This window comes from Vibrio sp. 970, from assembly GCF_033339075.1.
Genome location: NZ_JAWOTW010000524.1, coordinates 1 through 605 on the forward strand (window position 1 = coordinate 1; position 605 = coordinate 605).

Annotated in this window: 1 protein-coding gene; it reads left to right on the forward strand. The window is 44.1% G+C overall.

Features of this window, described 5'->3' with window-relative positions:
- Positions 1 to 451 (forward strand): AEC family transporter (locus R7Q11_RS27660; protein WP_225467169.1); only part of this gene is annotated, 451 nt, incomplete at its 5' end.
- Between the last annotated feature and the right edge of the window lie 154 nt (positions 452 to 605).

Below are 605 nucleotides of genomic sequence, written 5' to 3' on the forward strand. Positions count from 1 at the left end.
TCCATTGAAACAAATCATGAAGATGCCAATTTTCTTATCGGCATCGCTCGCATTATGTTTGAACTTATCAGGTATTGGCGCGTGGACACCGTTGTATGAAGCAACAGCACTACTAGGGCAAGCCGCTGTTCCGGTAATGCTGCTTTCTCTTGGCTCACAAATGTGCCATCTAAGACTGGATGGATTAAAAGTTGGAGTTTTGTGTACCGTTCAATCGTTAACGACTGGCGCAATCGCGTTTGCAATCATTTATTGGTTTATTCCTTTACCAACCATGCAACTACAAATGATGGTGCTGTTCACCATGCTACCTCCAGCGGTCATGAATTATCTATTTGCAGAGCGACTGAATATCGAACCGATGACAGTGGCATCCATGGTGTTGTTTGGGAACTTCTTTAGCGTATTGACGTTGCCATTGCTCCTAAGTTACACGCTGTCGTTGGCGTAAGTGAACCTTGAGAGTCCATCGTTGCTGTTGGTAGGCAAACCTGAAGGTTTGGATTTTCGACACAATCTTTCTATGTACTCTTGTTTCACAATCTATGGTTGCATGAGTGGATAGGCATAAAAAACCCTGCCAACTTGGCAGGGTTTTCAGTCTC